The sequence below is a fragment of the Microbacterium sp. genome (assembly GCF_036823965.1).
Taxonomy (GTDB): Bacteria; Actinomycetota; Actinomycetes; order Actinomycetales; family Microbacteriaceae; genus Microbacterium.
Window position 1 is genome coordinate 15,008 of the sequence record NZ_DAITBE010000006.1, and the last position, 26,106, is coordinate 41,113.

Annotated in this window: 28 protein-coding genes and 1 riboswitch; of the genes, 14 read left to right on the forward strand and 14 right to left on the reverse strand. The window is 68.8% G+C overall.

What is annotated here, in order from left to right:
- Nucleotides 1-2 precede the first annotated feature (2 nt).
- On the reverse strand, nucleotides 3-524 hold the full coding sequence (idi, locus tag V7Z82_RS11290; RefSeq protein ID WP_334151534.1) for an isopentenyl-diphosphate Delta-isomerase: 522 nt from the start codon (nucleotides 522-524) through the stop codon (nucleotides 3-5).
- A gap of 77 nt (nucleotides 525-601) precedes the next feature.
- Between idi and V7Z82_RS11295 the strand changes: the two genes are divergently transcribed.
- Nucleotides 602-1,255 carry a MarR family winged helix-turn-helix transcriptional regulator gene (locus V7Z82_RS11295; protein WP_442927615.1) on the forward strand — a complete coding sequence of 218 codons (654 nt, stop codon included), beginning with the start codon at nucleotides 602-604 and terminating at the stop codon, nucleotides 1,253-1,255.
- A 40-nt stretch (nucleotides 1,256-1,295) separates the two neighbouring features.
- On the opposite strand, the gene V7Z82_RS11300 is transcribed toward V7Z82_RS11295, so the two are convergent.
- The 3 genes from V7Z82_RS11300 to V7Z82_RS11310 form a co-directional block, all read right to left on the reverse strand.
- Nucleotides 1,296-1,640 carry a histone-like nucleoid-structuring protein Lsr2 gene (locus V7Z82_RS11300; protein WP_334151536.1) on the reverse strand — a complete coding sequence of 115 codons (345 nt, stop codon included), beginning with the start codon at nucleotides 1,638-1,640 and terminating at the stop codon, nucleotides 1,296-1,298.
- Between the two features lie 39 nt (nucleotides 1,641-1,679).
- Nucleotides 1,680-2,006 carry a DMT family transporter gene (locus V7Z82_RS11305; RefSeq protein ID WP_334151539.1) on the reverse strand — a complete coding sequence of 109 codons (327 nt, stop codon included), beginning with the start codon at nucleotides 2,004-2,006 and terminating at the stop codon, nucleotides 1,680-1,682.
- Nucleotides 2,007-2,019: 13 nt separating this feature from the next.
- A riboswitch (guanidine-III (ykkC-III) riboswitch) is annotated at nucleotides 2,020-2,087 on the reverse strand.
- 61 nt (nucleotides 2,088-2,148) lie between these two features.
- A complete protein-coding gene (locus V7Z82_RS11310; RefSeq protein WP_334151541.1) occupies nucleotides 2,149-3,003 on the reverse strand; it encodes a LuxR C-terminal-related transcriptional regulator in 855 nt (284 codons plus the stop codon).
- Nucleotides 3,004-3,111: 108 nt separating this feature from the next.
- Here V7Z82_RS11310 and V7Z82_RS11315 point away from each other — a divergent pair, with 108 nt between their 5' ends.
- Together V7Z82_RS11315 and V7Z82_RS11320 are read left to right on the forward strand one after the other, a co-directional pair.
- Complete coding sequence (locus tag V7Z82_RS11315; protein ID WP_334151543.1) at nucleotides 3,112-3,456, forward strand: DUF485 domain-containing protein; 345 nt, start codon at nucleotides 3,112-3,114, stop codon at nucleotides 3,454-3,456.
- Nucleotides 3,453-5,090, forward strand: a complete 1,638-nt coding sequence (locus tag V7Z82_RS11320) for a solute symporter family protein (RefSeq protein WP_334151545.1) — start codon at nucleotides 3,453-3,455, stop codon at nucleotides 5,088-5,090. The genes V7Z82_RS11315 and V7Z82_RS11320 overlap by 4 nt, the downstream gene beginning before the upstream one ends.
- 107 nt (nucleotides 5,091-5,197) lie before the next feature.
- On the opposite strand, the gene V7Z82_RS11325 is transcribed toward V7Z82_RS11320, so the two are convergent.
- Nucleotides 5,198-5,710, reverse strand: coding sequence for a methylated-DNA--[protein]-cysteine S-methyltransferase (locus V7Z82_RS11325; protein WP_334151548.1), 513 nt, complete (start codon nucleotides 5,708-5,710; stop codon nucleotides 5,198-5,200).
- A gap of 240 nt (nucleotides 5,711-5,950) precedes the next feature.
- On the opposite strand from V7Z82_RS11325, the gene V7Z82_RS11330 reads away from it, so the two are divergent.
- Nucleotides 5,951-9,619 carry an AAA family ATPase gene (locus V7Z82_RS11330; RefSeq protein WP_442927633.1) on the forward strand — a complete coding sequence of 1,223 codons (3,669 nt, stop codon included), beginning with the start codon at nucleotides 5,951-5,953 and terminating at the stop codon, nucleotides 9,617-9,619.
- Nucleotides 9,612-9,818 (forward strand): hypothetical protein, encoded by a 207-nt coding sequence (locus tag V7Z82_RS11335; protein ID WP_334151555.1) that lies wholly within the window; start codon nucleotides 9,612-9,614, stop codon nucleotides 9,816-9,818. Before V7Z82_RS11330 ends, V7Z82_RS11335 begins: the two co-directional genes overlap by 8 nt.
- Before the next feature lie 85 nt (nucleotides 9,819-9,903).
- On the opposite strand, the gene mscL is transcribed toward V7Z82_RS11335, so the two are convergent.
- Genes mscL through V7Z82_RS11350 form a run of 3 tightly spaced genes read right to left on the reverse strand, consistent with a single transcriptional unit; the run spans nucleotide 9,904 to nucleotide 11,232 of the window.
- A complete protein-coding gene (mscL, locus tag V7Z82_RS11340) occupies nucleotides 9,904-10,326 on the reverse strand; it encodes a large conductance mechanosensitive channel protein MscL (protein ID WP_334151557.1) in 423 nt (140 codons plus the stop codon).
- 23 nt (nucleotides 10,327-10,349) lie between these two features.
- Complete coding sequence (locus V7Z82_RS11345) at nucleotides 10,350-10,622, reverse strand: FmdB family zinc ribbon protein (protein ID WP_045279592.1); 273 nt, start codon at nucleotides 10,620-10,622, stop codon at nucleotides 10,350-10,352.
- A 13-nt stretch (nucleotides 10,623-10,635) separates the two neighbouring features.
- Complete coding sequence (locus tag V7Z82_RS11350; RefSeq protein ID WP_334151560.1) at nucleotides 10,636-11,232, reverse strand: 5-formyltetrahydrofolate cyclo-ligase; 597 nt, start codon at nucleotides 11,230-11,232, stop codon at nucleotides 10,636-10,638.
- Nucleotides 11,233-11,271: 39 nt separating this feature from the next.
- On the opposite strand from V7Z82_RS11350, the gene galU reads away from it, so the two are divergent.
- The 3 genes from galU to V7Z82_RS11365 all read left to right on the forward strand — a co-directional run bounded on the left by galU (nucleotide 11,272) and on the right by V7Z82_RS11365 (nucleotide 13,770).
- Nucleotides 11,272-12,159: a UTP--glucose-1-phosphate uridylyltransferase GalU gene (gene galU, locus V7Z82_RS11355; RefSeq protein WP_334151562.1), complete on the forward strand. Its 888-nt coding sequence runs from the start codon at nucleotides 11,272-11,274 to the stop codon at nucleotides 12,157-12,159.
- A gap of 25 nt (nucleotides 12,160-12,184) precedes the next feature.
- Nucleotides 12,185-12,814, forward strand: coding sequence for a GNAT family N-acetyltransferase (locus V7Z82_RS11360; RefSeq protein ID WP_197072110.1), 630 nt, complete (start codon nucleotides 12,185-12,187; stop codon nucleotides 12,812-12,814).
- 92 nt (nucleotides 12,815-12,906) lie between these two features.
- Complete coding sequence (locus V7Z82_RS11365) at nucleotides 12,907-13,770, forward strand: hypothetical protein (RefSeq protein ID WP_334151566.1); 864 nt, start codon at nucleotides 12,907-12,909, stop codon at nucleotides 13,768-13,770.
- Nucleotides 13,771-13,819: 49 nt separating this feature from the next.
- Here the strand turns inward: V7Z82_RS11365 and V7Z82_RS11370 are convergent, their stop codons facing one another.
- Entirely contained in the window at nucleotides 13,820-14,737 is a 918-nt protein-coding gene (locus tag V7Z82_RS11370) for an arginase family protein (protein ID WP_334151569.1), read from the reverse strand.
- Nucleotide 14,738: 1 nt separating this feature from the next.
- Nucleotides 14,739-16,016, reverse strand: coding sequence for a DUF445 domain-containing protein (locus tag V7Z82_RS11375; RefSeq protein ID WP_334151572.1), 1,278 nt, complete (start codon nucleotides 16,014-16,016; stop codon nucleotides 14,739-14,741).
- 173 nt (nucleotides 16,017-16,189) lie between these two features.
- Between V7Z82_RS11375 and V7Z82_RS11380 the strand changes: the two genes are divergently transcribed.
- Nucleotides 16,190-16,462: a metal-sensitive transcriptional regulator gene (locus V7Z82_RS11380; RefSeq protein ID WP_045279598.1), complete on the forward strand. Its 273-nt coding sequence runs from the start codon at nucleotides 16,190-16,192 to the stop codon at nucleotides 16,460-16,462.
- A 16-nt stretch (nucleotides 16,463-16,478) separates the two neighbouring features.
- On the opposite strand, the gene V7Z82_RS11385 is transcribed toward V7Z82_RS11380, so the two are convergent.
- Nucleotides 16,479-18,026, reverse strand: coding sequence for an amino acid permease (locus tag V7Z82_RS11385; protein ID WP_334151576.1), 1,548 nt, complete (start codon nucleotides 18,024-18,026; stop codon nucleotides 16,479-16,481).
- A 105-nt stretch (nucleotides 18,027-18,131) separates the two neighbouring features.
- On the opposite strand from V7Z82_RS11385, the gene V7Z82_RS11390 reads away from it, so the two are divergent.
- From V7Z82_RS11390 to V7Z82_RS11410, 5 genes are read left to right on the forward strand one after another with little or no spacing between them, the layout of a single operon-like run.
- On the forward strand, nucleotides 18,132-19,538 hold the full coding sequence (locus tag V7Z82_RS11390; protein WP_334151579.1) for a glutamine synthetase family protein: 1,407 nt from the start codon (nucleotides 18,132-18,134) through the stop codon (nucleotides 19,536-19,538).
- Entirely contained in the window at nucleotides 19,519-20,271 is a 753-nt protein-coding gene (locus V7Z82_RS11395) for a gamma-glutamyl-gamma-aminobutyrate hydrolase family protein (protein WP_334151581.1), read from the forward strand. Before V7Z82_RS11390 ends, V7Z82_RS11395 begins: the two co-directional genes overlap by 20 nt.
- On the forward strand, nucleotides 20,268-21,629 hold the full coding sequence (locus V7Z82_RS11400) for an aldehyde dehydrogenase family protein (protein ID WP_334151583.1): 1,362 nt from the start codon (nucleotides 20,268-20,270) through the stop codon (nucleotides 21,627-21,629). Before V7Z82_RS11395 ends, V7Z82_RS11400 begins: the two co-directional genes overlap by 4 nt.
- Before the next feature lie 28 nt (nucleotides 21,630-21,657).
- Nucleotides 21,658-22,437 (forward strand): 3-oxoacyl-ACP reductase, encoded by a 780-nt coding sequence (locus tag V7Z82_RS11405; RefSeq protein WP_230115366.1) that lies wholly within the window; start codon nucleotides 21,658-21,660, stop codon nucleotides 22,435-22,437.
- Between the two features lie 33 nt (nucleotides 22,438-22,470).
- Entirely contained in the window at nucleotides 22,471-23,199 is a 729-nt protein-coding gene (locus V7Z82_RS11410) for a FadR/GntR family transcriptional regulator (RefSeq protein WP_334151588.1), read from the forward strand.
- A gap of 26 nt (nucleotides 23,200-23,225) precedes the next feature.
- Here the strand turns inward: V7Z82_RS11410 and V7Z82_RS11415 are convergent, their stop codons facing one another.
- The 3 genes from V7Z82_RS11415 to V7Z82_RS11425 form a co-directional block, all read right to left on the reverse strand.
- Nucleotides 23,226-24,125, reverse strand: a complete 900-nt coding sequence (locus V7Z82_RS11415; protein WP_334151591.1) for a hypothetical protein — start codon at nucleotides 24,123-24,125, stop codon at nucleotides 23,226-23,228.
- Between the two features lie 80 nt (nucleotides 24,126-24,205).
- The gene (locus tag V7Z82_RS11420) at nucleotides 24,206-25,597 is read right to left on the reverse strand and encodes an aspartate aminotransferase family protein (protein WP_334151594.1); all 1,392 of its coding nucleotides are present in this window, start codon (nucleotides 25,595-25,597) and stop codon (nucleotides 24,206-24,208) included.
- Complete coding sequence (locus V7Z82_RS11425) at nucleotides 25,594-26,061, reverse strand: Lrp/AsnC family transcriptional regulator (RefSeq protein ID WP_334151597.1); 468 nt, start codon at nucleotides 26,059-26,061, stop codon at nucleotides 25,594-25,596. The genes V7Z82_RS11420 and V7Z82_RS11425 overlap by 4 nt, the downstream gene beginning before the upstream one ends.
- Nucleotides 26,062-26,106 lie beyond the last annotated feature (45 nt).

A 26,106-nucleotide genomic window follows, 5' to 3' on the forward strand; every position in this document is an offset into this window, starting at 1 on the left:
CGTCAGACCTTGCCGATCGCACGGAGCAGGGGGAGCTGTTCTCGGAGCCAGGGGCTGAACGCGAAGGGAGCAGCGGCCACGGCATCCACGAGCTCGTCGGCGTCGGCCCATGCCCACTCCGCGACCTCGTCGGGATTGGCGACCGGGTCGGCGTCGACCACGGCGACGTGCACCGGACAGATCTCGTTCTCGACGATGCCGCTGGCGTCGACCGCGCGGTACCGGTACTCGGGCAGCGCGAGGCGCACGTCGTCGAGCTGGATCCCGAGTTCCTCGACGGCCCGGCGACGGACGGCATCGATCATCTCCTCACCGGGACGAGGATGACCGCAGAAGCTGTTGGTCCAGACGCCGGGCCACGTCTGCTTCGCGAGCGCGCGGCGGGTCACCAGGATGCGACCGGCGCGATCTCGGATGTGGCAGGAGAAGGCAAGGTGCAGCGGAGTCTCGAAGGTGTGCACCTGATCCTTGGGCAGCGTGCCGACCGCTGAGCCGTCTTCCGCAAGGAGAGTCACGTGGTCCATTGCATCCTCTCCCACAAACTCACTAACCAAGTTAGTTATCAACTTAGCATGAAACCCGTCGTGTGTAACATGATCGCATGGAGAACGAGTCCCGCACCACCCCGGCGACGGGTGAGCGGGGAGCTGCTATGGCGGACCGGAGCGCGCCAGGACCTGATGGACTGAGTCATTCGGCCATCTACGACGTGCAGGCCAGCGACCCCCGCAGCACGCTGATCGATCGCTCCGGCGTCTCGCCCGAGGACCTCCAGCAGATCGCCGCACTCATGGGCGCGATCGGGGAGCTTCGAGAGGCCGAGCAGCGGCTCTCGCTCGCGTCTCGTCGGTACATGCAGCTGAACGAGACGGACATGCGAGCGCTGCACTACCTGATCGTCTGCGCGAACCGCGACGCGATCGCGACGCCGAGTGGCATCGCGCAGCACCTCGGCATCTCCACGGCTGCCACGACGAAGCTTCTGGATCGACTGGAGAAGAGCTCGCACATCCACCGCGCTCCGCACCCGACGGATCGGCGTGCCCTCGCGATCACGATCTCGAAGGAGACGCGCCTGGCGGCGATGGAGACGGTGGGGCGGCAGCAGTCGAAGCGGTTCTACGCAGCGGCGCGCCTGACCCGCGACGAGCGCGATGTGGTCATTCGATTCCTCACCGATATGACGAACGAGATTTCCCTGCGTGGAGAATCCTGGGCCACCGCGGTCGAGGAATCGGACACCTCGCACGAATAGAGAAGGCGCCCCCGGAGGGGCGCCTTCTCACATCGATGGATCAATTGGCTGCGTTGTACGCCTCCACGACCGCGGCCGGGATGCGACCACGTTCGGACAGCGAATGTCCGTTCGCATTCGCCCACGAGCGAATTGCCGCGACCTCCGGATTGCGGCCAGGACGCTTTCGCGTCGAGGTCGCGCGGGCGCCACCGGACGAACCGGCGCGACGCCCTGCAGAGATGTACGGCTCGAACGCCTGACGCAATTCCTCGGCGTGCGCGCTGCTCACGTCGATCTCGTAGGAGGTGCCGTTGACCGAGAAATGCACGGTCTCACCCTCGCCGACCTCAAGGACAGTGCCGTCGATATCGTCGACCAGCTGATGCACAATTCTTCTTGCCATGGAATTGACCTTACCTGCGGTCTCCTTTATGGACAAGAATCAATGCGCTCCGGTGTCGATCAATTTCAACCCGACAATGCAGCCGACGAGTCCCATGAGCAGCAGAATTCGCAACCAGGAGATCTCGGTGTCGCCGGTGATCATCGCCCAGGCGACCGTGAGGGATGCGCCGATCCCGACCCAGACCGCATAGGCGGTGCCGGTCGAGATCTCCCGCATCGCGAACGCGAGCCCGAACATCGACACGACGAGACCGACGAAGAAGATGACGCTGGGCCAGAGGCGAGTGAGTCCCTCGGACTTGCCGAGTGCGGTCGCCCAGACGGCCTCGAGGATTCCGGATGCGATCAGAATGATCCACGACATGACGATGGTCCTTTCGGACCAGTCTTTTCGCTCACCGGGTACTGGCCTGCCTCGTCCGGGATCGGTGTGCGCCGATCAGGGGTCAGCGTATCCGATGGTGCTGGGCAGGGGCTGTGCAGTCGCAGCCGGCCGGAGCTCGCGTTCAGGGGAGCAGGCCGGCGCGACGCGCCTTCGCCACGGCCGAGTGGCGTGTCGAGGCATCGAGTTTCGACATCGCGGATCCGAGGTACGCCTTCACTGTGCCGGCTCGAAGCCCGAGACGGGCGGCGATCTCGGCGTTCGTGGCCCCCAGCGCTGCACACGACAGCACATCGATCTCTCGCGGTGAGAGTCGCACCGCGGTGACCGGGCCTGTGGTGACGGGCACCGTCTCGCCGGCGAGTTCCGCGAGCCGCCGTTCGACCAGGGCGATCCGCTGCCGCAGCTCGTCGTCGCCGACAGACGCCCCGATGCTGCGGAGCTCGGCGAAGCTCTCCCTGAGCTCCTCCCGCTGCGGCGGCGTCATGTCGTCAGCGGCGGGCTGTGAGCGAAGACGGCGCTCGACCTCGTCGCGGATGCGCAGCTCGTCGGCGATCGACTGCGCCACCTGCATCGCCGGAGCGGTCGTGATCCCGCCGATCTGCTCCCGATCCCACGCGCCGGCGTACAGGACCCCTCGCGGGCGCCCGTTCACCACGATCGGCAGCGCGAGCAGCGTGCGCAGCCCTTCTCCGAGCACGAACACGTCATAGTCGTGCGTGATCTGCTGCGAGGAGCCGTAGTCGCTCGTCATCCGTGGACGCAGCTCCAGCATCGCCCGCCCGCCGAGTCCGCGCTCCGGGCGGACCCGCAAGCCGTCGAGCGCACGTGTGCGGTTGCCGACGATGCTCGTGACGCTGACGACACCGTCGTCGATCAGGCCGCCGAACGCGACCGGAAAGCGTGTCCGCCTGGCGAGTTCCCGCACGGCGTTGGCGACGAGTTCAGCCTCGGAATCGATGACGACCGGTGAGCTCACGACTACCTACTTTCGGGGGTGACGGCCCTGTGCCCCGTTTCGTAGGGTCGACCCTACCATTCGCACGGCCACGTCGTGCGGGCACCGGACATGAGGCAAGGAGGCCCCATGAGCGACCAGACACCGACCGGTTCGACCGACATCGACTACATCGCGGTCGAGCAATCCGCGAGATTCCGAACGTTGAAACGCACGCAGCGATCCTTCATCTTCCCGCTCGCCGCGTTCTTCCTGATCTGGTACTTCGCCTACGTGATCCTCGCCGCCTTCGCGACGGACTTCATGGGGCAGCGGGTCTGGGGAGACATCACCGTCGGCCTGCTGCTCGGCCTCGGCCAGTTCGTCACGACCTTCGCGATCACGATGGCGTACGTGTCGTTCGCGAATCGGAAGATCGATCCCCTCGCCACGGAGATCCGTGAAGAGCTCGAGAAGGCGCAGGGTCAGGCATGAACGGCATCCGCATCGCGACCGAGGCGGTCGAGCTCGAGATCAATCCCGTCCTGAACATCTCCATCTTCCTGGCCTTCGTGGCGGTGACGCTGTTCATCGTGATCCGCGCCAGCCGCAACAACAAGACCGCCGCGGACTACTACGCGGCCGGCCGCTCGTTCACGGGGCCGCAGAACGGCTTCGCGATCGCGGGAGACTACCTCTCCGCCGCATCGTTCCTCGGCATCTGCGGAGCCATCGCCATCAACGGCTATGACGGCTTCCTCTACTCGATCGGGTTCCTGGTCGCCTGGCTCGTCGCGCTGCTGCTCGTCGCCGAGCTGATGCGCAACACCGGCAAGTTCACGATGGCCGACGTGCTGTCGTTCCGGCTGAAGCAGCGCCCGGTGCGGATGGCGGCGGCGATCACCACGCTCGCAGTGTGCTTCTTCTATCTGCTCGCGCAGATGGCCGGTGCCGGCGGTCTCGTCTCGCTGCTGCTCGGGATCGACGGACGCGTCGGGCAGTCCATCGTGATCGCTGTCGTCGGCGTCCTGATGATCGTCTACGTGCTGATCGGCGGCATGAAGGGCACCACGTGGGTGCAGATCGTGAAGGCCTTCCTGCTCATCGGCGGTGCGCTCGCGATGACCATCTGGGTGCTCGCGATCAACGGGTTCAACCTCAACACCCTGCTCGAGGCCGCAGTGGCGAACTCCGACAAGGGCGAGGCGATCCTCGCTCCCGGACTGCAGTACGGGGCCAACCCCTGGGACTTCCTCTCGCTCGGCATGGCCCTCGTGCTCGGCACAGCCGGTCTGCCGCACGTGCTGATGCGCTTCTACACCGTGCCCACCGCGAAGGAGGCGCGGCGTTCCGTCGTCTGGGCGATCTGGCTGATCGGCGGCTTCTACCTGCTGACGCTCGTGCTCGGCTACGGTGCGGGCGCGCTCGTCGGTGCCGACGTGATCGCCGCTGCTCCCGGAGGCGTCAACTCGGCGGCGCCGCTGCTCGCGCTCGAGCTCGGCGGACCGGTGCTCCTGGGGTTCATCTCGGCGGTGGCGTTCGCCACGATCCTCGCGGTCGTCGCGGGTCTCACGATCACGGCGGCCGCATCGTTCGCACACGACATCTACGCGAACGTGATCCAGAAGGGGCGGAAGGACGCCTCGGGCAAGGCGGTCGAGCCGGATCCGAACGGCGAGGTGCGTGTCGCTCGTCGCACGGTGATCGTGATCGGCATCCTGGCGATCGTCGGCGGGATCGGCGCGCAGGGGCAGAACATCGCCTTCCTGGTCGCGCTGGCCTTCGCCGTCGCGGCATCCGCGAACCTGCCGACGATCCTGTACTCGCTGTTCTGGCGCCGGTTCACCACCCGTGGTGCCGTGTGGAGCATGTACGGCGGTCTCGGCTCCGCGATCATCCTGATCATCCTGTCGCCGGTCTTCTCCGGCACGCCGACCTCGATGATCCCCGGGATCGACATCGCCATCTGGCCGATGAACAATCCGGGGATCGTGTCGATCCCGCTCGGCTTCATCCTCGGCTGGCTCGGCACGATCACCAGCACCCGGAAGGAGTCGCCGCAGCTCGCAGCCGAGATGGAGGTGCGCTCGCTCACCGGTTTCGGCGCGGAGAAGGCGACCGAGCACTGACCGTTCGGCATCCGAGGATCGGACAGCACGTGGACCCGGCGGCCTACTCGCCGGGTCCACGTCGTCTCTGGTGGCGTCGCATCCGGTGGTGCCAGCACCCGGTGGTGTCAGCGGGACTCGAGATCGAGGAGGAACCGCTTGCGCTCGGGGTGGGCCCCGTAGTGCCCGGGTGAGCCGTCGGACTTCACGACGCGATGCACGGGAACGATGATCGAGAACGGTGTGAGCCGGCAGGCGGTGCCGACGGCGCGGGCAGCGCCGGGGTTTCCGGCGACCACCGCGACCTCGCCGTAACTCATGGTCTCGCCCCAGTCGATCGTGAGGATCGTCTGCAGCGCCTTCAGAGGAAAGCCGGCCGCCAGACGCCAGTCGAAACGCAGATGCTCGTCGAAGCGCACAGGGTCACCGTCGAAGTAGGCCTCGAGGAGCGTCGTCAGCTCGTCGGCGGCACCAGGGGCGGGCTCGGGCACAGCACCGAGTCGTCGTGCTGTGCTCTCGAGGAGCCAGGGCACCGACGGATCTTCGGATTCGGTCAGGTCGAAGCGCACGATGCCCTCATCGGAGAACACCGCCAGCGCGTCTCCGAACGGTGTCGGAGCGAAGTCGTAGCGGAAGGTCATGGCACCATCTTGTCCGCCGGAGTCGACCCTGCGGCGACGAACGGCCCGCCCGTGGCACCGTTCGGGGACAACGCCTCTGGTGTCATCAGCCGTGCAGAGCGGGTTCCGGGTGCTGTTCAGGGGCAGAAATACGGTGAAACTCGCCAGGGATGCCGGGTGACGCGCGGTTGCGCGCCTAGGGTGTGAAGTGTGTGGCGACGGGAAGACAGGTCTGCGGATGACGCGGTGGCGGATGCCGCGATGACCCTCGGCGACCTGAACGAGACCGGGACCGGGGTCGATGTGTCGCACGCTGCGGAGGCCGAACGCACGCGATTGCGCGCAGAAGCGGCCGATCTCGGCGGCGCTTCACCGCTCGTGAGCTTCCGCGACAGCCCCGAATCCGGCATCGACATCTCCAAGGCGCACCCCGGCAGCCTCCCGCAGTTCATCACCGGCAAGTCGACGCTCCTGTCGAATCTCTTCCGCGACGAGGTCGGCCTCCGGACCGCGCGGATGGCGGCTGAGCGCATCACCGCCAAGCACACGGAGCTGCGCACCGTCCGTGGTATCGAGGCCGTGCACCTCACCGTCGGCGTCGCACGCTGGCGCATCGGCGGGATCGGTTTCGCCGCCCCGGTGCTGCTGCGCCCGCTCGCCATCCGTCGGCACCACTCCGACTTCGAACTGAAGCTGCAGGGGGTCTTCGACGTCAACCCCGAACTCGTCCGCATCGCGCGCGAGCACTTCGGCATCACGATCGATGCGGCGGCGCTCGCCGCCCTGGCCTACGACGGCGGCATCTTCAAGCCCCAGCCGGTGATCGACAGCCTCCGGGCCACCGCACGCTCGATCGACACGTTCTCCGTCGAGCCGCGGCTCGTGGTCTCGACGTTCGCCGACGTCGGCGGTGCGATGGTGCGCGACGGCAGGAGCCTGGACCACCAGGTGCTGAACGCGCTGGCCGGCCATGTGGGCGACCGCGAGCAGGTCTCGGCGCCTCGTGCGGCTCCGCATCACACCGGCCCGGATGACCGTGCCCCGGCATCCGACAATCTGCTGCTCGATGCGGATGCCGAGCAGGAGGCCGTGCTCGCGCGGATCGCCGCAGGTCATTCGCTCACCGTCGCCACGCTGCCCGGTACCGGCGGCACCCAGACCGTGATCAACGCGGTCGGCGAGCTCGTGCGTGCCGGCAAGCGCGTGCTCGTGGTGTCGGCCCGCCGTTCCACCCTCGACGGCGTCCGTCACCGGCTCGCCGGGATCGGGCTGGACAGCCTCGCGATCTCGCCGGCCAGCGTGCGGCGCGACCTCGTGCGGGCGATCGGCCGCAACGAGAAGGCCACGGCGCCGAAGGTGAGCGACGTCGATGACGCGCTCGTGCGCCTGCGGACCGTGCTCCGCGACTACCGCCAGGCGCTCACTGCGCCGGTCGCCGGAACCGAGGCCTCGGTGCTCGACGCCACGCGGCATCTGACCCGTCTGGCCTCTCTGCCGGTCCCGCCGTCGACCACCGCCCGCCTGGGCACCGACGCCCTTCGCCGCCTCGCGGGAGACCGCTCCTCGGCCGCCGCCTCGCTCGCGCACGCCGCACGGCTCGGTGAATTCCGGTTCGGGCCGGATGACTCGCCCTGGTACGGCGTGACGTTCTCGAGCACCGAGGCGGCGCGCGCCGCGAACGAACTCGCCGGTCGCCTGCACTCCGACAGCGTGCCGGCCCTGCTCGAACGCGGCTACGAGCTGATCGCCCAGACCCGCATGCGCCCGTTCTCGACCATCGACGAGCTGGGGGAGTACCTCCGTCTGCTCCAGGGAATCCGCGACACCCTCGACCGGTTCAGTCCGACGGTGTTCGAGCGTCCGCTCGGCGAGCTGATCCAGGCACACGGCTCGCGCCGCGATGCACCGGGTCTCTCCGGAGCGAACCGCCGCCGGCTCCGCCGCCTGGCCAAGGAGTACGTGCGCCCCGGCGTGCACGTCACCGAGATGCACGAGGCGCTGCTGCGCATCCAGGCCCAGCGCACGCAGTGGCAGCGCTGCGTCGAGGCCGGTGTCGCGCCGGAGGTGCCCCTCGGACTCGCTGATGTCGCGGTCGCATGGCAGCGCGCCGAAGCCGAGCTCGCTGAGCTCGACGCAGCGCTCGGCCGGCGTGAGCCGCTCGCATCGCTCCCCGTCGCGCGACTCGTGCGCACGCTCGCGGGCCTGGCCGCGAAGTCCGATGTCTTCGACAACCTGGTCGAGCGCGCGCAGCTGCGCGACCGCCTGGCGCTGCTCGGTCTGGAGCCGCTGCTCGCCGAGCTCTCGGTCCGTCATGTGTCCGAGAGTCGGGTCGGCGAAGAGCTCGAGTTCGCGTGGTGGCAGTCGCTGCTCGAGCGGGCTCTGCAGGACAACCGGGCGCTGCTCGGCGCGAACACCGCGGTCGTCGATCGACTCGAGCGCGATTTCCGACTGGTCGACGAGGCGCATGCCGCGATGGCCGGTCCGCTGCTCGCCTGGCAGCTGGCGAACCAGTGGAAGATCGCGATCGTCGACGAGCCGCAGCAGTCGCAGCACCTGCGCCGCGCATTGACGCAGCCGACCTCGACGACCGCTGAGATCGTCAGCGCGGCGCCGACCCTCGTCGGCGTGCTCGCCCCGGTCTGGATCTCCTCGCCGTATCTCGTGCCCGAGATCCCCGAGTCCGTCGAGTTCGACACCGTCATCCTGGTCGACGCCGCCGCCGTGAACCTCGCCGAGACCGCGCCGGCGATCCGTCGCGCGCGGCAGATCGTCGCGTTCGGCGACCCCGTCACACAGCGTCCGACGCCGTTCCACATCGCCGTCGACCCCAGCGACCAGTGGGAGGCGGAGGTCCCGTTCGACGACACCTCGGTGTTCGAGCGCCTCTCCGAGCTGCTCCCGGTGATGACGCTGACGCGGAGCTATCGTGCCGGCGGCGAAGACCTCGCCGAGCTCATCAACGACGCCTTCTACGGCGGCGAGATCGTGTCCCTGCCGTGGGCCGGCTCGTACCTCGGTCGCGGCAGCCTGACGGTCGACTACGTCGAGGGCGGCACCGGTGCGCCGGATCCGATCTCCGGCGCGGTCGAGAGTCCGGATGCGGAGGTCGCTCGGGTCGTGACCCTCGTCGTCGAGCACGCGGTGCACCGACCCTCCGAGTCGCTCATGGTCGTGACCGCCAGCGCCCGTCACGCCGAGCGCGTGCGCGCCGCCGTCACCACGGCGTTCGCCGGCCGGTCGGACGTCGCCGACTTCGTGGGTCGCGACACCGCTGAACCCTTCGCGGTGCTCACGCTCGAGGAATCCGTCGCCGAGAGCCGCGACCGCGTCATCTTCTCACTCGGCTTCGGCCTCACCAAGCACGGCCGCGTGCTCAGCGATTTCGGCGACCTGTCGACGCCCGACGGCGAACGACTGCTCACCGTCGGCATGACACGAGCTCGACGGTCCATGGTCATCGTGTCGTCGATCCGACCCTCCTCCTTCGACGACGGGCGACTCGAGCACGGCGCGGCCACCCTGATGTCGATCCTCGGAGGACTGGCCACGCGCAGCCGCGACGCCCGTCTCGAGGACCTCGCCGATCCGCTCACCCTGGCGCTCGCGCGTGAGCTGCGCCGCCTCGGAGCATCCGTCGATGTGGACTACCGCGGACGCCTGCCGCTGGTCGCGCAGCACAAGGGCAAGGCCGTCGTGATCGAGTCGGATCCCGAGTCGCGAGGAGAGTCGCTCCGCGAGACGCTGCGGCTGCGACCGCACGTGCTGCGCCGCCTCGGCTGGCACTACGTGCGCGTGCACGCCTTCGACCTGTACAGCGACCCGGTCACCGCGGCATCCAGGATCGCATCGGTGCTCGGCATCTCCGACTCAGCACCGCGTGCTGACAACGACACGCAGCCGATCGACATCGTCGACAACGGCGATGTCTGACCACTCCGGGCCGGAGCCGAAGCGCCAGCATGTCGAGCGTGTGCCCGGTGCTCGTCGGGCGAGGCTCACGCCGGTGCCCGGCACCGACCCCGACCCCGAGTCCGGTGGTGCTGAGCCCGCGACCGAGAAGACGCGTCCTCGCGGCCCCAAGGGGCCGAACGACGACCGGCTGATCCAGGACATCCCGCCGCACTACTGACATCCCCGCGCGACGCAGGCGGATGCAGAGCAGAGGCGCACCGCCCCGGAGCGGGGGAGGTGCGCCTCTGCAGTGTCAGGCGGGCTCAGCTGCGCTGGTTGCGCGCGAGCAGATCGCGGATCTCGACCAGCAGCTCCGCCTCGGTGGCGGCTGCCGGCTCCTCCTGCGGCTCCTCGGCAGGGGTGCCCTTGCGGGCCTCGACGTGTGCCTTGAAGGTGTTCATCGGCAGGACGAACACGAAGTACACGACCAGGGCGACGGCGAGGAAGCTGATGATCGCGGTGATCAGGTCGCCGATCGGGAACGTCACGTCGTTGCCGTAGATGTTCTTGACCGTCGGGCCGAACTTCCCGGTGGAGTCCGCCTCGAAGACCAGCGACACCAGCGGTGTGATGATGCTGGCGACGACCGAATTCACGATCGCGGTGAACGCGGTTCCGATGACGACGGCGACCGCGAGGTCGATGACGTTTCCGCGGAGGATGAAGTCCTTGAATCCTTTGAGCATGCGAGCCTCCGAGTGTCTGGACCTCAGGAAGAGGTCGAGCTCGACGCAGCAGCCGGTTTGGCGCTCGTCGTCGATCCCGAGTTCGATGATGCCGAAGCATCCGTCGATCCGCCAGATTTGGCGCGCGAGTCCGTGCGATAGAAGCCGGACCCGTTGAAGGTCACACCGATGGATCCGTACTGCTTGCGCAGCGCGCCGCCGCACTCGGGGCAGACCGTGAGCGCGTCGTCGGCGAAGCTCTGCACCGCGTCGAAGGTGTGTCCGCACGACGTGCAGGCATAGGCATAGGTGGGCATGGCGTCCTCGGGGTCAGCGTCGCGGGTGCGACAGGATCAGCGTCTGCGACGGGGTCACGACGCCGGTGACCGGCTGATCGTGCACCTCCCGGGGCAGGGAGTCGAGTATCTCGGAATCATAGATGACCGCGTAGACCGGCGGGCACTTCTCCATGGAACCGATGGTCTTGTCGAAGTAGCCGCGACCCCAGCCCATCCGCATCCCGGTCCGGTCGACAGCGGCAGCGGGAATGATCATCAGGTCGACATCGTTGACGGCGATCGGGCCGAGCACCTCACCGGTCGGCTCGGGAAGCCCGAACAGTCCCTCGGCGATCTCGTCGTCATCGGTCGCGACAGCCCAGTCGAGCAGGCCGTCTGCGCGGGTGATCGGCAGCAGGACGCGGATGCCGCGCTGCACGGCTCTGGTCACGAAGTCGCGGGTGCCAGGCTCGTTCGTCGTCGAGAGGAAGCAGGAGACGGACCGTGCACCGAGGGAATCGATCAGCGCGTCGAGCCGCTCGCCGATCGCCAGGGCCGCGGACTCGCGCTGCGCCTCGGAGAGCAGGGCGCGGCGTTCGCGCAGATCGGCGCGGAGGGCGCGCTTCTCGTGCTCGGCGTCATTCGGCATGCCTCCGAGTCTACGTGCGCTCACCACTAGGCTGGGGGGATGGGTAACCAGAAGATCAAGGCCGTCATTCCTGCCGCAGGACTGGGAACGCGCTTCCTGCCTGCGACGAAGGCGATGCCGAAGGAGATGCTGCCGGTCGTCGACAAGCCGGCCATCCAGTACGTCGTCGAAGAGGCGGCGGATGCCGGCATCGAAGACATCCTCGTCATCATCGGCCGCAACAAGAACGCGATCTCCAACCACTTCGACTCCGTGCCGGAGCTCGAGGTGAAGCTGACGGAGAAGGGCGACATGGGTCGTCTCGAGCGCGTGATGAAGTCGAGCGACCTCGCCGACATCCACTTCGTCCGCCAGGGAGAGCCCAAGGGCCTCGGTCACGCAGTGCTGCGTGCCCGCACCCACGTGGGAGACAGCTCGTTCGCCGTGCTCCTCGGCGATGACCTGATCGACGAGCGCGACCCGCTGCTCACGCACATGATCGCCGAGCACGAGCGCACCGGCGCAGCCGTGATCGCGCTCATGGAGGTCGACCCCGCGAACATCCACATGTACGGTGCGGCGGCCGTCGAGCAGCTCGAGGGCTCCGAGTCGGTCAAGGTGACCGGACTCGTCGAGAAGCCCGCGCAGGAGGATGCGCCCTCCAACCTCGCGATCATCGGGCGTTACGTGCTCCCGGCCTCGATCTTCGAGATCCTCGAGCGCACCGAGCCGGGCAAGGGCGGCGAGATCCAGCTGACCGATGCGCTGCAGGAGCTCGCGTCCGCCGACGACGGCCCCGGCGTCATCGGCGTCATCTTCCGTGGACGCCGCTACGACACCGGCGACCGCGTCGACTACATCAAGGCGATCGTGCAGCTGGCCTCGGACCGCGAGGACCTCGGCCCCGAGCTGCGTCCCTGGCTGAAGGAGTTCGCAGAACGCCTCTAGGCGACTGCGGGCGTCGGAGCGCACGATGGATCTCACGGCGGGGATCAGGCACGGCGCGGTCGAGTTGCGACTCGTGCGCAGCAAGGATGCGAGACAGCTGCAGCAGGAGCTGCTGTCGAACCGCTCCTGGCTGCAGCCGTGGGAGGCGACGGTGCCGTACGGCAGCGTGTCCTTCGACATGCGGCTGAGCATCCGTCGTCTGCTGCAGCAGTATCGCGACGGCGGCGGCTACCCCTTCGTGATGGAGTACAACGGCGAGATCGCCGGTCAGCTCAACGTGTGGGGCGTCGCTCGCGGCTCGCTCTGCTCCGCGACCATCGGGTACTGGGTGAGCGAGCGCTTCGCCGGCCGGGGCATCACTCCGACCGCCGTGGCGCTCGCGACCGACGCATGCTTCACGGAGTACGGGCTGCACCGCATGGAGATCTGCATCCGGCCGGAGAACGCCGCCAGCATCCGTGTGGTCCAGAAGCTCGGCTTCCGCTACGAGGGGCTCCGTCGGCGGTACATCCACATCGACGGGGACTGGCGCGATCACTACGCGTTCGCGCTGACCAAGGAAGACGTGCCGCAGGGTGTGCTCGCACGGTGGCTGAACGGACAGGTGCCGTCTGCAGTGTCCGACGTGCCGCCGTCCGACCGTCTGACCCTCTGATCGGACCGGATCGGCCAGATCAGCGACAGACTCGCCGCGACACGCGCGCGACTGCGCGGCCGTGCAGTCGCTGTGCCCGTACCGTTATCGATATGGACGGGCCGGTGCTGAGTGGGGGAGTGATCGTGCTCGTCGCTGTGCTCCTCTGGATGCTCTACCTGCTGCCTTCCTGGCGCGGCCGCTTCCAGTACAACGCCGCGGAACGCAACGCGGTACGCCTCAATCAGGCGCTGCGTGTGCTCGCGGAGACGAGCGAGACTCCCGGTGAAGTCCGTTTCGAGCTCAACGCCCGCACGGCGCTCGCCCAGCAGAAGCTCGCGAAGCGCGTGCAGTCGGAGCGCGAGGCCGCAGAACTCGCGACGCTGCGCAACGAACTCGCCGCGGCCAGCGCCGATCCGGTGCTGCGCCAGGCGCGTGCACGACGCCGCGTGCGGGTGACGGCCACGTCGCTGCTGCTGCTCGGCCTCGCGGTCACCGGTCTCGGTGTCTGGCAGCTGATCGCCGCAGGGTCTGCCCTCTGGGTCTGGACCGGTGGCGCGCTCGTCGTGATCGCCGGAATCGCGCTGCAGCGGATGGCCGCTGTCGCATCGCGGTCCGCTCGTCGTCCTGTCGCTGCCGCGACGCCGGCGCAGGAGCGCGTCGCACCCGAGCTGCACGATCAGGGGAAGGCGACGTGGACTCCTCGTCCGCTGCCCGAACCCCTCGTCACCGTCGCCGGATCGCGAGCGCAGACCGCTCGCGCCGAGATCGACGCGCAGGAGGAACGCCGGAAGGCAATCCGCCTCGCCGCGCTGCGCGAGCGCGCGGAGCAGATGGCCGCAGCGGCTGCCCCCGTCGAGCTGCCCGCTGCGCCGGCTGCCGCATCAGCATCGCCGTACGCGCGCATGGGCTTCGTGGACGACGCCGAGATCGAAGCGCACGTCCGCGAGCTGCTGACGCGCCGCGCCGCAGGCTGAGCCCGCCGGTCGAGACCAGCGCGCTGATCCGGCCACCGCATGGCCGCGGCTAGTGCCGTGCTGCCAGACCCGCGAGCAGCTCCAGCACGCACAGCGCGGCGAGCCGCACGGTGCGGGCGTCATCGGCATCGGCCGTCGCGTCGACTTCGGCGAGATCCGCGCTCACGACGCGGGCATCGGATGCCACGGCGCGGCTGAGCGCCCGCAGCTCCCAGGCCTGGAGGCCGCCCGGCACGCTCGCGGGGCACCCGGGGGCGACGGAGCGATCGCACACGTCCACATCGATGTCGAGGTGCACGCGAGGGTCGGTGCCGGCGCCGGCGAGCTCGAGCGCCTCGGCGACGACCTCGTCGATGCCGCGGCGGCGCAGCTCGTCGAGCGTGATCACCCGGATGCCCCAGTCCGCCGCCCGCTGCGCGTAGGCCGCCGAGTTGGCGAAGTCCGCGATGCCGATCTGGACGATTCTGGTGGGGTCGATGCGCGCGGTCTCGAGGTCGGAGGCAGCGGGGTCGTCCTGCACCAGGCGTCGCACCGGGGTGCCGTTGGAGACGCCGTCGCGCAGGTCGAAGTGCGCGTCGAACGTGATCAGTCCAGTGGCCCGTGCGCCGAGTGCGACCGGATAGGTGAGCGAATTGTCCCCGCCGAGGGCGATCACGAGTTCCGAGACATCGCTCAGCTCGCGGACGCGCTCGATCACGGTCGCCTCGCCGTCGTCGCCGTCCGGCTCCGAGACGTCGCCGGCATCCGAGATCCGCAGCGCCTGGTTCAGGTCGACGATCGGCGGACCCATCAGCGTCGCACCGTAGCGGGGGAGCGCGTCGCGGATCGCGGCCGGCGTCGCGTGGGCGCCGGTCGGTGAGAGCGAGGTGCGCCAGGTCGGCACGCCCAGCAGCACGGCATCCGTCGCGCCGTCGAACGCCGGCCAGGATCCGGCGCGCGGCCAGAGGGGATCGTGCGAGAGGGCCATGTCAGACTCCCGGGATCAGCAGGTGGGCGATCGTGAAGATCGCGAGCCCGGCGAGGGCTCCGACGAAGGTGCCGTTCAGGCGGATGTACTGCAGGTCGCGGCCGACCATGAGCTCGATCTTCTCGGTGGTCTCCGCGGGGTCCCAACGCTCGACCGTATCGGTGATGATCGACGCGATGTCGTGGCGGTACCGGTCGACCAGGAACACCGCGGCATCCGAGACCCAGGTGTCGACGCGGTGCTGCAGCGCGGCATCCGTCGTGAGACGCTCCCCGACCTCCTGCAGAGCCTGCACGGCCCGACGGCGCAGCCCGCTCTCCGGATCGGCGAGGGCCGAGAGCAGGCCGTTCTTGGCGGTGTTCCAGGCCTCGGCCGCGAGGGCGCCGACGCGGGGGCTGTCGAACAGCGAGGACTTCGCGTTCTCGAGCTTGGCCCTGGTGTCCGGGTCGTTCTGCAGGTTGTCGGCGAGGCGGGCGAGGTAGCCGTCGACCGCGAGACGAGCCGGATGCTGCGGGTCGGCCTGCACCGCTGCGACGAACTTGACGGCCTCGTGGTAGACCGTGTCATCGACGAATCGGTGGGCGAGGCGCGGCACCCAGGAGGGGAGGCGGCGCGACACCAGGCCGGTGAACGACTCCGCGTTCGCGTCGAGCCACCGGGCGATGGACTCGGCCGCGAGGTCGACCGCACCGTGGTGGGCGTCGGCCTCGACGATCTTCTCCAGCCACGCTCCGGCCGGCGGCCCCCATTCCGGCGACACCAGGTGCTCGCGTGCGAGATCGGTGATGAGGTCGCGCACGTCGTCGTCGCTGAGCGCGTTGAGCACGGCGGTCGCGATCGTCGCCCCCTCGGCGCCGACCCGCTCGGCGTGCTTCGCCTCGCGCAGCCACTCGCCGCCGCGCAGTGCGATCTGCGTGCTCGAGAGCTTGGTGCGAACCACGTCGGCTGCCAGGAAGTTCGTCTCGACGAACTCGCCGAGGGTACGGCCGATCTCGTCCTTGCGGCTCGGGATGATCGCGGTGTGCGGGATCGGGAGCCCGAGCGGACGGCGGAACAGCGCGGTGACGGCGAACCAGTCGGCGAGGGCTCCGACCATGCCGCCCTCAGCGGCGGCGCGCACGTAGCTGAGCCACGGCACCCGCTCCTGCAGCATGAAGGCGATCACGAAGGCGACGGCCATGAACACGAGCGCGCCGAGCGCGACGGCCTTCATGCGGCGCAGCGCGCGCAGTCGTTCCTGATCGGCGGGAGACAGCAGAGCCATCGGTGTTCGCGGCATGACGCAATCCTCGCACGGGGGCTCGCATCGGGCCCTTCGACAGGCTCAGGGACCCAGCGTCGGTGGCTCAGGGACTGAGCGTCGGTGGCTCAGGACCCGGCGTGCGCGGTTCGGGGACCGGCGTGCGCGGCTCAGGGACCCGGCGTGCGTGCGACGCGGAGTAGCCTCAGAGGGTGATCGAAGACATCAAGAAGCGCGCGCTGCACCGCACCAGCATCCTCGAGGGTCAGATGCGCGGTGTCGCGCGGATGATCGAGAACGAGGAGTACTGCATGGACATCATCACGCAGTCCCGCGCGATCCAGCGCTCGCTCGAGTCGTTGAACCGGCTGCTGCTCGAGAACCATCTGCGCACCCACGTCACGCACATGTTCGAGCAGGGTGGCGAGGAGCGCGAGCAGGCCGTCGACGAACTGCTCAAGGCGTTCGACTTCGACAAGAAGTAGCCCGCGCTCCCCGCACTCAGCGTCCGCCGTCGAACACCTCGCCCTCCATGGCGTCGTACCCCTCGGCCTGCGGGTCGCCGTGCGTTCCGCCGGAGAGCGCGTACTCCTCCTCGGGGGAGAGCACGAGGCGGTGCCGGAAGAACAGCGCGAACCCGAGCAGGATGACGACGTAGACGATCGCGATCGCGATGATCGCGGGCCCGAACGTCGGGTTCAACAGGAAGCCGACGAAGATCAGCGCTGCGATCACCAGCGCGACGACAGCACCGGGAACACCCCAGGGGCTGCGGTACGGCCGGTCGACGTTCGGGTACTTCCTGCGCAGGATCATGAACGAGATCAGTTGCAGGCCGTATGCGAGCACCGCGCCCCAGACGGCGATGTTGAGCACGATCGCACCGGCCACGGAGCCGGCGCCCTCTGCATCGACAGCGGCGAGCACATCGAGCACGATGAGCGCGACGAAGCCGATCGCCGCGCCGACGACGAGCGCGACCCACGGGGTCTGCCGCTTGCCGGTGAGCGAGAGGAACCGTGGGTAGTAGCCGGCGCGGGACAGCGAGTACATGTTCCGGCCGTAGGCGAACATGATGCCCTGCAGCGAGGCGAGCAGACCGATCAGGGCGAACAGTGCCAGCACCGCCGCGAGCTGGTCGCCGACGATCGCGCGGAAGCCGTCGAGCAACGGCTCGCCCGCGGTGCCGGTGGCCTCGGCGCCGATCACGCCCGTGTTCAGGAACAGGACGAGGAGCCCGGTGACGATGAGCGTGCCGCGTGCCCAGAAGCCCGCCTTCGGGATGTCACGGGTCGGGTTGTGCGACTCCTCCGCTGCGAGCGGCAGCTCCTCGATGCCGAGGAAGAACCACATCGCGAACGGGAGGGCGAACAGGATCGGGAGCACGCCGTGCGGCAGGAACTCGGTCTGGCCCTCGTCGGGCACGATGTCCCAGAGCGCGTCCCAGCTGAATGCGCCGGAGAAGAGCGCCATCAGCGAGAACACGACGATGATGCCGATCGAGATGATCGAGACGACGATCGCGAAGCGGAACGAGATCGCAGCTCCCGCGGAGTTCAGCGCGATGAACACGATGTAGAGGATCAGGTACCAGACCCACCCGGGCAGCTCGAGTCCGAGCAGCTCGCTGGTGATGCCGTTCGCATACGACGCGGAGAAGTACACGATCACCGCCGTGGTGGCGACGTACTCGATCGTCTCGGCGGCGCCGGTCACCAGGCCGCCCCACGGGCCCATCGCCGACCGCGCGAAGGAGTAGGCGCCGCCGGTGTGCGGCATCATGGCGGCCATCTCGCCGATCGCGAAGATCATGCCGTAGTACATGGCGACCAGGATCACGAAGGCGATGAGCATCCCGCCGAACCCGGCGAAGTCGATGCCGAAGTTCCAGCCGGAGAAGTCGCCGGAGATCACCGCGGCGACCGCGAGCCCCCACAGCCCCCACACTCCGGCGGATCGCTTGAGGGTCCGCTTGTCGAAATAGTCGCTGCCGGCGCGTGTATAGGTCGCGCCGGCGACCTTCCGGGCACCGCTGTTCTGTTCAGACATCCGCTCTCCGTTCACACGAACACAGGCGCCGGGTGCACCTTGCGGATGATTGTGGCAGTCAATGGTGGTTTCGTCTACCTTTAGACCGCGAGGTGATCTACTCTGATGGCGAAGCCGGTCGATCGATCGCTTCGCCACGACGACGGGAGCGAGAAGATGTCGGGAAACCTGAGCATCGAGCAGCTGGATGCCGGCATCGCCGCCGGCGAGATCGACACGGTGATCGTGGCCTTCGCCGATGCGCAGGGACGGCTGGTGGGAAAGCGGGTCTCCGCTCGGCTGTTCCAGGAGGACATCCTGCAGCACGGTGCCGAGGCCTGCGACTACCTGCTCTCGGTCGACGTCGACATGAACACGGTCGACGGCTACGCGATGTCTGGCTGGAACCGCGGCTACGGCGACATGGTGCTGCGCCCCGATGTCGTCACGCTCCGCCGGATGCCCTGGCTCGTGGGCACCGTGCTGATCATGGCCGACCTGGTCTGGCAGAACGGGGAGCCGGTCGGGCCATCGCCCCGCGCGATCCTCGACCGCCAGCGCGATCGCCTCGCCGAGCGCGGCTGGACCGCGTTCTCGGGCACCGAGCTCGAGTTCATCGTCTTCGAGAACACCTACCGCGATGCCTGGGCGCGCAAGTACGAGGGACTGACGCCGGCGACCGACTACAACGTCGACTACAACCTCCTGGCCTCGACGCGGATGGAGCCGCTGCTGCGCGACATCCGGCTCGGGATGGACGGGGCAGGCATGTACTGCGAGGGCGTGAAGGGCGAGTGCAACCTCGGCCAGCAGGAGATCGCGTTCCGGTACGCCGAGGTGCGCGAGACCGCCGACCAGCACGCGATCTACAAGAACGGTGCCAAGGAGATCGCCGCCCAGCATGGGCAGTCGCTCACGTTCATGGCGAAGTTCAACGAGCGCGAGGGCAACAGCTGCCACATCCATCTCTCGCTGCGTGCTGACGACGGCACCCCGGTGATGGCCGGCGAGGGCGAGCACGGCTTCAGCCCGGTGATGGAGCACTGGATCGCCGGCATCCTGGCGACGCTCCGCGAGTTCACGCTGCTCTACGCGCCGAACATCAACTCCTACAAGCGCTTCGCGAAGGGCAGCTTCGCGCCGACCGGCGTCGCCTGGGGCATCGACAACCGCACGTGCGCCCTGCGCGTGATCGGCAGCGGCTCAGGACTCCGTGTCGAGAACCGGGTGCCCGGCGGCGACGTGAACCCCTACCTCGGCATCTCGGCGATCATCGCCGGCGGTCTGCACGGGATCGAGAACGAGCTGCCGCTGCCGGAGCGCTTCGAGGGCAACGCCTACGAGGCCGGCGTCGACCACCTCCCGACCACGCTCCGCGAGGCGGCGCAGCTGTTCAGCGAGTCGCGGATCGCGCGCGAGGCGTTCGGCGACGACGTCGTTGACCACTACCTGAACCAGGCGCGCATCGAGCTCGAGGCCTACGATGCCGCCGTCACCGACTGGGAGCGCGTCCGTGGTTTCGAGCGGCTCTGAGCGGACGCCGCTGATCGGCGTCACCACGTATCTCGAACGAGCGCAGCAGGGGGTCTGGGACGTCCGCGCTGCGTTCCTCCCGGAGCCGTATCTGACCGGCGTCACCTCGGCCGGCGGCATCGCGCTGCTGCTCCCGCCGCAGGATGAGGCCGGAGCGGATGCCGCGATCGCCGGCCTCGACGGACTCATCCTCTCCGGCGGCGCCGACGTCGCACCGGAGCTGTACGGCGCCGAGCGGCATCCGCTCACCGACCCGCCGCGGACCGACCGTGACGCGTGGGAGCTCGCACTGTTCCGCGCTGCGGAGCGCCGCCGGATGCCGGTGCTCGCGATCTGCCGCGGACTGCAGCTCGTCAATGTCGCGCGCGGCGGCACCCTGCAGCAGCATCTGCCCGAGTCGCTCGGCACCGAGCGCTACCGGATCGGCGGCGGGATCTTCGCCGAGACGAAGGTCGCGATCGACGGTGGCACGGCGCTGGGCGGGGTGCTCGGCGACGACTCGGTGCACGTCCGCAGCTACCACCACCAGGGCATCGATCGCCTCGGCGAGGGGCTCACGCCGGCGGCGCACTCGGATGACGGCCTGGTGCAGGCAGTGGTCGACACCGAGCGCGGGCACCTGGTCGGCATCCAATGGCATCCGGAGGAGGATGCCGAGGACCGTCGCCTCTTCGAGGATCTCGTCACACAGGCTCGTGCGTTCGCCGCACAGGAGAAAGCAGGTACGCGATGAGCGCGTTCACCGTGATCAACCCGTCGACGGGCGCGCCCATCCGCGAGGTGGAGCGTGCAGGGATCGCGGAGACGGATGCTGCGATCGCGAGGGCCGTCTCGGCGCAACGCCGCTGGGCGGCACTTCCCCCGGTGGCGCGAGCTGACGCGCTGCGCTCCTTCGCTCGGGCCGTGGAGGGCGCGGCCGAGGAACTCGCGCAGCTCGAGGTCCTGAACTCCGGGCATCCGATCGGATCCGCTCGCTGGGAGGCAGGGCACGTCGCTCAGGTGCTGAACTACTACTCGGCCGACCCGGAGCGGCTCTCCGGCCGTCAGATCCCGGTGGCCGGCGGGCTCGACGTGACGTTCCACGATCCGTACGGCGTCGTCGGCGTCATCGTGCCGTGGAACTTCCCGATGACGATCGCGGCCTGGGCGTTCGCACCGGCGCTCGCCGCAGGCAACGCCGTGGTGCTCAAGCCGGCCGAACTCACCCCGCTCACCGCGATCCGCCTCGGCGAGCTCGCGGTCGAATCCGGGCTGCCTGTCGGCGTGTTCGAGGTCGTCACCGGCTCAGGCTCGGTCGTGGGGCAGCGGCTGGTCGAGCACTCCGATGTGCGCAAGGTCGTGTTCACCGGGTCCACCGAGGTCGGCATCGAGGTCGCGGCCGGGTGCGCCCGTGCGCTGAAGCCCGTGACGCTGGAGCTCGGCGGGAAGAGCGCCAACATCGTGTTCGAGGACGCCGACCTCGAGCGCGCGGCGGCCGCGGTTCCCGGCTCCGTGTTCGACAACGCCGGGCAGGACTGCTGCGCCCGCAGCCGGCTCCTCGTGCAGCGCTCGGTGTACGACCGCTTCCTCGAGCTGCTCGAGCCCGCTGTCGCGGCATGGCGTGTCGGCGACCCCGGCAGCTCCGACACCGACATGGGACCGCTCATCTCGGCGCGGCACCGCGACACCGTGGCGGAGTTCCTCGACGGCACGGACATCGCCTTCCGTGGAACGGCGCCGACGGGCGACGGCTTCTGGTTCGCACCGGCCGTGGTGCTGGCCGACCCCGCCGATCGGATCGCGCAGCAGGAGGTCTTCGGACCGGTCGTCGCGGTGATGCCCTTCGATGATGAGCCAGACGCCATCCGGCTCGCGAACGACACGATCTACGGGCTCGCCGGCTCGCTCTGGACCGAGAACCTCGGCAGGGCCGTCCGCGTGTCGCGCGGTGTGCGGAGCGGCGTGCTGTCGGTGAACTCGCACGCCTCCGTCCGCTACGCGACCCCCTTCGGCGGCATGAAGGCCTCCGGCCTGGGCCGCGAACTCGGACCGGACGCGGCCGAGCACTTCACCGAGACGAAGAACGTCTTCTTCGCGACCGACTCCCACTGACCCCGCACCGACCCATCCGGAGGAATCCATGAGCATCGATCTGACCCGGCGACTCCACGAGCGAGTCGCGATCATCACCGGCGGGGCGAGCGGCATCGGCTTCGCGACAGCGCAGCGGTTCGCGGCCGAGGGCGCGTTCGTCGTCATCGCCGACGTCGACCCGACCACGGGCGAAGCCGCCGCAGCAGAGGTCGGCGGCGTGTTCCGCCCGGTCGACGTCGCAGATGAGGAGAAGGTGAACGCGTTGTTCGACGGTGTCGCGGCAGAGTTCGGCCGCATCGACATCGCGTTCAACAACGCGGGCATCTCGCCCGCCGACGACGACTCCATCGAGACCACGGAGCTTCCCGCGTGGGACCGCGTGCAGGATGTGAACCTCAAGAGCGTGTACCTGTGCAGCCGGGCAGCGCTCCGGCACATGGTCCCGGCCGGTCGCGGATCGATCATCAACACGGCGTCGTTCGTGGCGCTGCTCGGATCGGCGACCTCGCAGATCAGCTACACCGCGTCGAAGGGCGGCGTGCTGGCGATGTCGCGGGAGCTCGGCGTGCAGTTCGCCCGCCAGGGGGTGCGCGTGAACGCCCTCTGCCCGGGACCGGTCAACACGCCGCTGCTGCAGGAGCTGTTCGCGAAGGATCCGGAGCGCGCGCAGCGCCGGCTGGTGCACGTGCCGATGGGGCGCTTCGCCGAGCCGTCGGAACTCGCGGCCGCTGTCGCGTTCCTCGCCTCGGACGACTCCTCCTTCATCACCGCGAGCGCCTTCGTCGTGGACGGCGGCATCACCAACGCCTACGTCACCCCGCTGTGAGAGCGCCTCACCTCACTGTGACAGGCTGATCGGATGAGCGAGCACGGGACGGACGGCGATCTGGTCGAGGTCCGTCGCGCCGTGTATCGCCCGCTCCGGCGCGGCAACGCGCTCGAGGACACGGTCGCCAGGCTCGCGCAGACCATCCGTCTGGGCGTCGTCGCACCGGGGGAGTCGCTGCCGCCGGAACGCGAGCTCGCGACATCCTTCGGCGTGAGCCGTGACACCGTGCGCGAGGCGATCCGCGAGCTGGCCGATGCCGGGTACCTGCTGGCCAGACGGGGCCGCTACGGTGGCACGTTCGTCGCGGATCCGCTGCCGCAGCCGACCAACGCCGCCGGCGCGACGACGGCGGAGCTCGACGACGTGCTCGGGCTTCGACGAGTGCTGGAGACCGGCGCAGCGCGCGCGGCTGCCGGACGATCGCTGGATGCCGCCGCCCGCGCCGACCTCTGGTCGCGGCATGAAGCGGCGCTGCCGGCCGGACCCGAGGAGTATCGACGCCTCGATACGCTGCTGCACCTGGCGATCGCCGAGGCTGCCGGCATCCCCTCGCTGGTCGCCCTGGTGGCCGAGAACCGCGCGGACGTGAACGCCTGGCTCGACACCTTCCCGCTGATGCCGCGCAACATCCAGCACTCCGGCGAGCAGCACGAGCGCATCGTCTCGGCGATCCTGGCCGGTCGCCCTGACGCCGCCGAGGCTGCGATGCGCGATCACCTCGCCGGATCGGAAGCGCTGCTGCGAGGCTTCCTCGTCTGAGGCTGCCTCTCCGAGCCCGCCGGAACTCAGTGGTCGTCGTACCCCCAGCGGATGCCGAGGGTGCCAGGACCGAAGTCGCGACGCGACTGATGCACCGACGGCTGGGGCCGGAGGGGACGGGTGACCGGTCCTTCCGTGTCGTCCGTCTGCTCGAGCTCCTCGATCCAGTCGGGCACCGCGTCGGGGTGGAACCTCGTCCAGAGCACGAGATCGTGGATCGGGCGCACGACGTACGCACCGGTCTCAGGCTGCCAGGCGTACTCCTGCCGGCTCTCCATCGTCACCTCGATCATCGTCGAAGCGCCGAGGGTGAGCGGCTGATCGAGCTGCATCACATAGGCGTACACATGCCCACTCGCGTGGAGGTGATCACGGACGATCCGCGCTCCGTGCACCGTCATCTCCGGACGCTCGATCGTGTCCACCTCGGAGAGCAGCGTGTACGTCACGTGATCGACGGGCTGCGGCACGACCGACTGGATCAGCGTCCGCGCGGTGCGGCGGCGGAGCAGGCCGTCGGCCGCGACATCCGCGACAACCTGGCTCGACAGCTCGCGCGTGATGTCGAGCGGTGGGGCGTCGAGGATCGCGAGCGTCTCCGCCAACGCGGATCTGATCTGCTCCTCGGTGAAGGGGTTGTGCGGCGCATGCAGCGTGCCGAGGCGCACGCGCTCGGGGATCAGCCGGACGAGCGCACCCGTCGGGAGATCGAGCAGCCGCTCGATGTCGTCGACGACGGCGAGCGAGGTCGCGCCCTCGGGGGTTCTCTCGCCCGAACGCCAGTAGCTCAACGTCGCGGTCGAGATCGGATTCGCGCGGGCGATCAGGCGACGCCGCAGCGACGACAGCGAGATGCCGCTTGCGCTGAGCGCAGCGCTGAATGCGCTGCTGAACGAACGGGTTTCTGCTGCATGGCCGGCGGTCATCGAATCTCTCCTCCAAGCGAAGGATATTCCCTCTCGAGGGGAGTGTCGGAACGCCGGGATTCAGATCGGCGCGTGCACCCTCAGAGCACCGACTGCGCGCGGGTCAGCACGTCTCGCAGGATCTGCTCGATCTCGCGGAACTCGGGCTGCCCGATCGTCAGCGGCGGCGCCAGCTGGATCACGGGGTCGCCGCGGTCGTCCGCTCGGCAGTAGAGACCGGCTTCGAACAGAGCGGGGGAGAGGAAGCCGCGCAGCAACCGCTCGGACTCCGCGTCGTCGAACGTCTCCTTGGTGCCCTTGTCCTTCACGAGCTCGATGCCGAAGAAGTACCCGTCACCACGAACATCGCCGACCAGCGGCAGGTCGAGGAGCTTCTCGAGCTCGGCACGGAACAGCGGGGAGTTCTCGCGGACGCGCTGGTTCAGGCCTTCCTCGTCGAAGATCGCGAGGTTCTCGAGTGCGACCGCCGCCGAGACCGGGTGGCCACCGAACGTGTACCCGTGCGGGAACGACATGTCGCCGTGCGAGAAGGGCTCATAGATGCGGTCGCTGACGATGGTCGCGCCGATCGGAGAGTATCCGCTGGTCATGCCCTTTGCGCAGGTGATCATGTCCGGCACGTAGCCGAGGCCGGTGCAGGCGAACGTGTGACCGAGGCGACCGAAGGCGCAGATGACCTCGTCGGACACGAGCAGCACGTCATGGCGATCGCAGATCTCGCGGACGCGCGCGAAGTAGCCGGGAGGGGGCGGGAAGCACCCGCCGGAGTTCTGCACCGGCTCCAGGAAGACGGCGGCGACCGTGTCTGCTCCCTCGAAGAGGATCATCTCCTCGATGCGGTCGGCGGCCCAGCGTCCGAACGCCTCTTCGTCGTCGGCCGGCGCGCCCATCTCGGCGGCGCGGTAGAAGTTCGTGTTCGGCACTCGGAATCCGCCTGGCGCGACCGGCTCGAACATCGACTTCATGGCGGGGATGCCGGTGATCGCGAGCGCGCCGTGCGGGGTGCCGTGGTACGCGACTGAGCGCGAGATCACCTTGTGCTTCGTCGGCTTGCCCATGAGCTTCCAGTAGTGCTTCGCGAGCTTCAGCGCGGTCTCGACGGCTTCGCCGCCGCCGGTGGAGAAGAAGACCCGGTTGAGGTCGCCGGGGGCCTCATCGGCGAGGCGATCGGCGAGCTCGATCGCGGCGGGGTGCGCGTAGGACCAGAGCGGGAAGAACGCCAGCTCCGAGGCCTGGCGGGCCGCGGTCTCGGCGAGTCTGCGGCGACCGTGTCCCGCATTCACGACGAACAGACCGGCGAGGCCGTCGAAGTACTGCTTGCCGTCGGCATCCCAGATGTGGTGGCCGTCGCCCTTGACGATGATCGGCACCCCCGACTCGGCCATGGTGGACTGCCGGGTGAAGTGCATCCACAGGTGGTCGCGGGCCTTCGCCTGCAGTGCGGCGGTGTCGTACTGGTGTGCGGTGCTCATCTGGTCCCCCAGTTGTAGAGCTGCTTCTGCAGCTTGGCGTAGATGAAGGTCTCGGTCGACAGCACGCCGTCGATCGGACGGATGACGTCGTTGATGAGCGCGAGCAGGCCCTCGTCGTCCTCGCACACCACTTCCGCGAGCACGTCGAAGGCGCCGACCGTGATCACGACGTAGTCGATCGCGTCGACCTTGGCGATCGCCTCTGCGACGACCCGGGCGTCGCCGGAGGTGCGGATGCCGATCATCGCCTGGCGGTGGAAGCCGAGCTGCATCGGGTCGGTGACGGCGACGATCTGCATGATCCCCGACTCCGTGAGGCGCTGCACGCGCTGCCGCACGGCTGCCTCGCTGAGTCCGACGACCCGACCGATGTCGGAGTAGGAGCGACGTCCGTCTTCCTGCAGGAGCTCGATGATCGTCTTCGAGACATCATCCAGCGAGGGATGCTTCTTCGTCGCACTCATGGTGCGATCTTCGCACTCGTGTGGACGTTCGGCAACCGATTCCGC

What these genes read in the sequence shown, in the direction of transcription:
- idi (WP_334151534.1), bottom strand. Translation starts at nt 524, where the DNA reads ATGGACCACGTGACTCTCCTTGCGGAAGACGGCTCAGCGGTCGGCACG.
- V7Z82_RS11295 (WP_442927615.1), top strand. Translation starts at nt 602, where the DNA reads ATGGAGAACGAGTCCCGCACCACCCCGGCGACGGGTGAGCGGGGAGCT.
- V7Z82_RS11300 (WP_334151536.1), bottom strand. Translation starts at nt 1,640, where the DNA reads ATGGCAAGAAGAATTGTGCATCAGCTGGTCGACGATATCGACGGCACT.
- V7Z82_RS11305 (WP_334151539.1), bottom strand. Translation starts at nt 2,006, where the DNA reads ATGTCGTGGATCATTCTGATCGCATCCGGAATCCTCGAGGCCGTCTGG.
- V7Z82_RS11315 (WP_334151543.1), top strand. Translation starts at nt 3,112, where the DNA reads ATGAGCGACCAGACACCGACCGGTTCGACCGACATCGACTACATCGCG.
- V7Z82_RS11320 (WP_334151545.1), top strand. Translation starts at nt 3,453, where the DNA reads ATGAACGGCATCCGCATCGCGACCGAGGCGGTCGAGCTCGAGATCAAT.
- V7Z82_RS11325 (WP_334151548.1), bottom strand. Translation starts at nt 5,710, where the DNA reads ATGACCTTCCGCTACGACTTCGCTCCGACACCGTTCGGAGACGCGCTG.
- V7Z82_RS11330 (WP_442927633.1), top strand. Translation starts at nt 5,951, where the DNA reads ATGACCCTCGGCGACCTGAACGAGACCGGGACCGGGGTCGATGTGTCG.
- V7Z82_RS11335 (WP_334151555.1), top strand. Translation starts at nt 9,612, where the DNA reads ATGTCTGACCACTCCGGGCCGGAGCCGAAGCGCCAGCATGTCGAGCGT.
- mscL (WP_334151557.1), bottom strand. Translation starts at nt 10,326, where the DNA reads ATGCTCAAAGGATTCAAGGACTTCATCCTCCGCGGAAACGTCATCGAC.
- V7Z82_RS11345 (WP_045279592.1), bottom strand. Translation starts at nt 10,622, where the DNA reads ATGCCCACCTATGCCTATGCCTGCACGTCGTGCGGACACACCTTCGAC.
- V7Z82_RS11350 (WP_334151560.1), bottom strand. Translation starts at nt 11,232, where the DNA reads ATGCCGAATGACGCCGAGCACGAGAAGCGCGCCCTCCGCGCCGATCTG.
- galU (WP_334151562.1), top strand. Translation starts at nt 11,272, where the DNA reads ATGGGTAACCAGAAGATCAAGGCCGTCATTCCTGCCGCAGGACTGGGA.
- V7Z82_RS11360 (WP_197072110.1), top strand. Translation starts at nt 12,185, where the DNA reads ATGGATCTCACGGCGGGGATCAGGCACGGCGCGGTCGAGTTGCGACTC.
- V7Z82_RS11365 (WP_334151566.1), top strand. Translation starts at nt 12,907, where the DNA reads ATGGACGGGCCGGTGCTGAGTGGGGGAGTGATCGTGCTCGTCGCTGTG.
- V7Z82_RS11370 (WP_334151569.1), bottom strand. Translation starts at nt 14,737, where the DNA reads ATGGCCCTCTCGCACGATCCCCTCTGGCCGCGCGCCGGATCCTGGCCG.
- V7Z82_RS11375 (WP_334151572.1), bottom strand. Translation starts at nt 16,016, where the DNA reads ATGCCGCGAACACCGATGGCTCTGCTGTCTCCCGCCGATCAGGAACGA.
- V7Z82_RS11385 (WP_334151576.1), bottom strand. Translation starts at nt 18,026, where the DNA reads ATGTCTGAACAGAACAGCGGTGCCCGGAAGGTCGCCGGCGCGACCTAT.
- V7Z82_RS11390 (WP_334151579.1), top strand. Translation starts at nt 18,132, where the DNA reads ATGGCGAAGCCGGTCGATCGATCGCTTCGCCACGACGACGGGAGCGAG.
- V7Z82_RS11400 (WP_334151583.1), top strand. Translation starts at nt 20,268, where the DNA reads ATGAGCGCGTTCACCGTGATCAACCCGTCGACGGGCGCGCCCATCCGC.
- V7Z82_RS11405 (WP_230115366.1), top strand. Translation starts at nt 21,658, where the DNA reads ATGAGCATCGATCTGACCCGGCGACTCCACGAGCGAGTCGCGATCATC.
- V7Z82_RS11410 (WP_334151588.1), top strand. Translation starts at nt 22,471, where the DNA reads ATGAGCGAGCACGGGACGGACGGCGATCTGGTCGAGGTCCGTCGCGCC.
- V7Z82_RS11415 (WP_334151591.1), bottom strand. Translation starts at nt 24,125, where the DNA reads ATGACCGCCGGCCATGCAGCAGAAACCCGTTCGTTCAGCAGCGCATTC.
- V7Z82_RS11420 (WP_334151594.1), bottom strand. Translation starts at nt 25,597, where the DNA reads ATGAGCACCGCACACCAGTACGACACCGCCGCACTGCAGGCGAAGGCC.
- V7Z82_RS11425 (WP_334151597.1), bottom strand. Translation starts at nt 26,061, where the DNA reads ATGAGTGCGACGAAGAAGCATCCCTCGCTGGATGATGTCTCGAAGACG.